Origin of the sequence: Nocardia farcinica (genome assembly GCF_029867845.1) — a bacterium.
Taxonomy (GTDB): domain Bacteria; phylum Actinomycetota; class Actinomycetes; order Mycobacteriales; family Mycobacteriaceae; genus Nocardia; species Nocardia farcinica_A.
This window is the reverse complement of sequence record NZ_JARWRU010000054.1, coordinates 1-4,508: the sequence shown is the minus strand read 5'-3', so window position 1 is coordinate 4,508 and position 4,508 is coordinate 1. Positions and strand designations below refer to the sequence as shown.

Here is a 4,508-nt window from a genome sequence, read left to right as displayed (position 1 = left end):
CGGCGGAGTGGCGCACACGGTGACGGGCACGGCGGACCGCCTGCACGACTACGCCGACGGCGGGGGCGGCGATCTCCTCGCCGCGGTGACCGGCGTGGACAAGCTCGCGGGCGGCGTCTCCCCGATGCGGGCCGCGATGAGCGCGGGGGCGGCCGGTCTCGGCCACTCCGTACAGGAGACCTTCCAACACGCAAAGGACTCGTTGCTCGGTGGGAAGGGCAAGGGCAGCGGCGGTAAGAAGCTGAAGCTGACCAATATCGTCGAGCAGATCGATGTGGGAGTCCCGGTGCGGCTGGCCTACGACCAGTGGACGCGATTCGCCGACTTCCCGAAGTTCATGAAGAAGGTCGAGCAGGTCGAGCAGGTGTCCGATGAAAAGCTGCGCTGGACCGGCAAGGTGTTCTGGTCGCGGCGCAGCTGGGAATCGACCGTCGTCGAGCAGGTGCCCTTCGATCGAATCATCTGGCGGTCCAAGGGCGACAAGGGCTATATCGACGGCGCGGTCACCTTTCACGAACTCGCCCCCGACCTGACCCGCATCATCATGGTGCTCGAGTACCACCCAGGCGGCGTGTTCGAGAAGACCGCGAACCTGTGGCGGGCGGTGGGCAGGCGCGCCCGGTTGGAGCTCAAGCACTTCCAGCGCCAGGTCATGACGGACACGCTGCTGCATCCCGGCGATGTCGAGGGCTGGCACGGGGAGATCCGGGACAAGAAGGTGGTCTCCCAGGACGCCGTCGGTGGGGGTGACGGCGAGGACGGCGGGACGGAACGGACCCGCCGGCGGACCACCCGCTCGACCTCGACGGCCCGCGACGAGAAACGGGCCGCATCCGGCGACCCGCAGGAACCTACAGCGCCCGCGCGCAGACGGCGGGCCGCCGCTGCACGGCGCGGCTCCGATGGAGGTGACCAATCATGACCATCGAACCCGCGGGCGGCGCGGGCGGCACGGGCACCATGGCCAAGCCGAACTCCTCCAGCCTGGCCGACGTGGTCGACACGATCCTGGACAAAGGTCTGGTCATCGATGCTTTCGCCCGGGTGTCGCTGGTGGGCATCGAGCTGATCACCATCGACGCCAGGGTGGTGGTCGCGAGCGTGGACACCTATCTGCGGTTCGCCGAGGCGGTGAACCGGCTCGACCTGTCCGAGAGCGACGCGAAGGGTCTGCCGGATCTGGTGGGCGATGTCGCCTCGGGCGGTGCGAAACACAAGACCAAGGGCGCGATCGAGGCCGCGGGCGAGAAGGTCGTGGACCTGCTCGACGAGGTCGAGAGCAAGCGGCAACGGCAGCCGAGGGAGCGGAGGCGCTGATGCCCGGGCCGACGGCCGTCTACGTGTACGGGATCGTGCCGGGTGACGTGGTGCCGGAGGAGCACGCCCGCGGGGTGGGCGACCCGCCGTGCGAGGTGCGGGTGGTGCGGCACGGCGAGGTCGCGGCACTGGTCAGCGAGGTGCCGGTGGAACGGCCGCTGGGCACCCCGGACGATCTGACCGCACACGCGCGGCTGCTCGACGGTTCGGCCGCGGTCGCCCCGGTGCTGCCGCTGCGGTTCGGAGCGGTCCTGACCGACGCGGACGCGGTGGCGAAGGAACTGCTCGCTTCCCACGAGCAGACCCTGCGCGCGGCGCTGGCGGAACTGGAGGGTCGCGCGCAGTTCGTGGTCAAGGGACGCTACGTCGAGCAGGCGATCCTGCGGGAGCTGCTCGACAGCGATCCGCAGGCGCGGCGTCTGCGCGAGGCGATCCGCGACGCGCCGGAGGACGCCACCCGCAACGAACGCATCGCGCTGGGGGAACTGATCAACGCCGCGATCGAGCAGCGCAGGGCCGAGGACACCGATCGGGTGGTCGCCGCGCTGCACGCGCTCGATCCGCTGGTGAACCCGAGGCCGCCGACCCACGAGGAGGACGCGGCGCACGTGGCCGTGCTGATCGACCTGGCGCGGCAGGAGGAACTCGAGCAGGCGCTGGCGGAGCTGGCGCGGGACTGGCAGGGCCGGGTGGACCTGAGCCTGCTCGGCCCGATGGCCGCCTACGACTTCGTCGCCTCGCCGGAACCGGAGGGCTGAGTCATGGGAGTGGTGTCGTCGCTGCTGATGTTGCCGCTGGCCCCGGTGCGCGGGGTGCTGTGGCTGGGCGAGGTGATCCAGGAGCGGGTCGAACACGAGCTGAACGACCCGGCGAAGGTGCGGAGCGTGATCGAGGCCATCGACGCGGCCGCCGCCGCGGGCGAACTGTCCGACGAGGAACGCAGGCACGCGCAGCAGGAGATCCTCGACCGGCTGACGACGCCCGCCGAGCCGACGGGTCCGCCCACCGGAGAGGAGTGATCGAGGTGGCCCGCGAGACAGCAGGCGATGACGCCGTGGGCGGCGCGGCCGCGGGACCGGTCGAGGCTGCCAGGGCGGCGACCGAGCAGTTGCGCACGTTGATCGCCAAGGAGCTGGAGGGCACCACGTCGATGACGCCGACCGATGAGGGCTGGACGGTGGAGATCGAGGTCCTGGAGGACCGGCGCATCCCCTCGTCGGCGGACATGCTCGCGCTCTACGAGGTGGACATCGATCTGGACGGGAACCTGCTCGCCTATCGCCGCACCCGGCGCTACCCGCGCGGCAGTTCCGATATCGGCGGCAGGGCCGGATCATGACGGTCGTCGGAGGCACGCCGTCCGCGCCGCAGCCCTACGGCGGCGGTCACCAGTCGACCAATCTGGGCGACATCCTCGAACGGGTTCTGGACAAGGGCCTGGTGATAGCGGGTGACATCCAGGTGAACCTGCTCGACATCGAACTGCTCACCATCAAGTTGCGCCTGGTCGTCGCCTCGCTGGAAACGGCGAAAGCGGTCGGCATCGACTGGTGGGAGACCGATCCGTGGCTCAACAGCAAGGCGCACACGCTGGAGCGGCGGGATCACGATCTGGAGCTGGAGAACCGGGAGCTGCGAAAGCGGATCGCGCGACTGGAAGGCGCGCTCGGCGTGGAGGCGCCCGCCGAGATCACCGCCGAGGAGGACGAGCTGCCGTGACCGGCGACGAGGGAGTCTGGCTCTACGCCGTCACCGACGCGACGACCGGTAGGACGCTCGACAGACGGGCCGGGGTCGCGGGCGAGCCGCTGCGCCGGGTCGAGGACGACGCGTTGACCGCGGTGGTCGGCTCGGTGCCCTTGGCGGTGTTCGGCGAGGAACCGTTGCGGCGGAATCTGGAGGACCTCGACTGGCTCGAAGGCGTGGCACGAACCCATGATGCGGTGGTCTCGGCGATGGCACGGCGCGGTCCGGTGGTGCCGATGCGGCTCGCGACGGTGTTCCTCGACGATGCCCGCGTGCGGGAGTTGCTGGCCGAGCGGCGAACGGATTTCGAGTCGGCGCTCGCCCTGGTGACGGGCCGCACCGAGTGGGGCGTCAAGGGCTACGGCGACCGGGAGGCGCTGGTGAGCGCCGTCGCCGAGGCGGCCGCGCCGGACGGCAGCGGCACCGGCACCGCCTATCTGCTCCGCCGCCGGGCCCAGTTGAGCGCGCGCGACACCGTCGAGCGGCAGACCGCCGAGCGTGTCGAGGAGATCCACCGTCTGCTCGTCAGGGAGGCCGCGGCCGGGCGGAAGCACCCCGTGACCGACCCTGCCCTGAGCGGCCGACGGGAATGGATGTTGCTCAACGGCAGCTATCTCGTCGACGACGATCGCGCTGAGGTCTTCGCCGCCACCGTGGCCGGACTCGGTGAACGCTTCCCCGGTATCCGGCTGGAGCTGACCGGGCCGTGGCCGCCGTACTCGTTCGCGGGCGTGAGCAGGGAACCACGGTGAGGGCCGCCGACGAGGAACGCCGGGTGGCGCTGGTCGACCTGCTGGACCGGGTGCTGGCGGGCGGCGTGGTGATCTCCGGCGACATCAAGCTGTCCATCGCCGATGTCGACATGGTGCAGATCTCCCTGCGCGCGCTCATCTCCTCGATCAGCGCCCTCACCCCGTCGCTGGGCGAGCCCGCCGCGCTCGGGGACCGCCGCACGCCCGCACCGGAGTCACCTGTCGATGGCTGAATCCCCGGGTGTGCCACCGAGAATCGCCGCCGACCCGGAAACGGTCGAGCGCGGTCTGGTCACGCTGGTCCTGACCCTGGTGGAGCTGCTTCGGCAGCTCATGGAACGGCAGGCGGTGCGCCGGGTCGACGCGGGGGATCTCACCGACGATCAGGTCGAACGCATCGGCACCACCCTGATGCTGCTGGAGGAGCGCATGGCCGAGCTGCGTGAGCACTTCGGGCTGGAGCCGGAGGATCTGAACATCGACCTCGGGCCGTTGGGGACGCTGCTGCCGGAGGATCGCGCCGACGGGTGGTGACCCCGCCTGCGCTCGCTGTCGTGTGATCGACCGACAGACGCTGCGGCGCCCGGGATCTACGATCGGCGGGCCGGCCCGTGGCCCCCCCGGGGGTGGGGGGGGCCCACGGGGCCCGTGTGAGGCAGGGGGTGGTGGGGTGGGTTGGGCCGGGGCGGGATA

Annotated in this window: 9 protein-coding genes; all 9 read left to right on the top strand. The window is 70.8% G+C overall.

Translation table 11 applies throughout. From position 1 onward, the window contains the following. Positions 1 to 922 (top strand): SRPBCC family protein (locus QH283_RS00885; RefSeq protein WP_280501114.1); only part of this gene is annotated, 922 nt, incomplete at its 5' end. Continuing rightward, positions 919 to 1,317, top strand: coding sequence for a gas vesicle protein GvpJ (gene gvpJ / locus QH283_RS00880; RefSeq protein WP_280501113.1), 399 nt, complete (start codon positions 919 to 921; stop codon positions 1,315 to 1,317). The genes QH283_RS00885 and gvpJ (QH283_RS00880), both read left to right, overlap by 4 nt. After that, positions 1,317 to 2,075, top strand: coding sequence for a GvpL/GvpF family gas vesicle protein (locus QH283_RS00875; RefSeq protein WP_280501112.1), 759 nt, complete (start codon positions 1,317 to 1,319; stop codon positions 2,073 to 2,075). The genes gvpJ (QH283_RS00880) and QH283_RS00875 overlap by 1 nt, the downstream gene beginning before the upstream one ends. Positions 2,076 to 2,078: 3 nt before the next feature. After that, positions 2,079 to 2,336 carry a gas vesicle protein GvpG gene (locus QH283_RS00870; protein ID WP_280501111.1) on the top strand — a complete coding sequence of 86 codons (258 nt, stop codon included), beginning with the start codon at positions 2,079 to 2,081 and terminating at the stop codon, positions 2,334 to 2,336. A gap of 5 nt (positions 2,337 to 2,341) precedes the next feature. Beyond that, complete coding sequence (locus tag QH283_RS00865; RefSeq protein ID WP_280501110.1) at positions 2,342 to 2,656, top strand: gas vesicle protein; 315 nt, start codon at positions 2,342 to 2,344, stop codon at positions 2,654 to 2,656. Continuing rightward, positions 2,653 to 3,036 carry a gas vesicle protein GvpJ gene (gvpJ, locus tag QH283_RS00860; protein ID WP_280501109.1) on the top strand — a complete coding sequence of 128 codons (384 nt, stop codon included), beginning with the start codon at positions 2,653 to 2,655 and terminating at the stop codon, positions 3,034 to 3,036. The genes QH283_RS00865 and gvpJ (QH283_RS00860) overlap by 4 nt, the downstream gene beginning before the upstream one ends. After that, positions 3,033 to 3,815, top strand: a complete 783-nt coding sequence (locus QH283_RS00855; RefSeq protein WP_280501108.1) for a GvpL/GvpF family gas vesicle protein — start codon at positions 3,033 to 3,035, stop codon at positions 3,813 to 3,815. The genes gvpJ (QH283_RS00860) and QH283_RS00855 overlap by 4 nt, the downstream gene beginning before the upstream one ends. Beyond that, positions 3,812 to 4,048 (top strand): gas vesicle protein, encoded by a 237-nt coding sequence (locus tag QH283_RS00850; RefSeq protein WP_280501107.1) that lies wholly within the window; start codon positions 3,812 to 3,814, stop codon positions 4,046 to 4,048. Before QH283_RS00855 ends, QH283_RS00850 begins: the two co-directional genes overlap by 4 nt. Further along, the gene (locus QH283_RS00845; protein WP_280501106.1) at positions 4,041 to 4,349 is read left to right on the top strand and encodes a gas vesicle protein K; all 309 of its coding nucleotides are present in this window, start codon (positions 4,041 to 4,043) and stop codon (positions 4,347 to 4,349) included. The genes QH283_RS00850 and QH283_RS00845 overlap by 8 nt, the downstream gene beginning before the upstream one ends. Positions 4,350 to 4,508 lie beyond the last annotated feature (159 nt).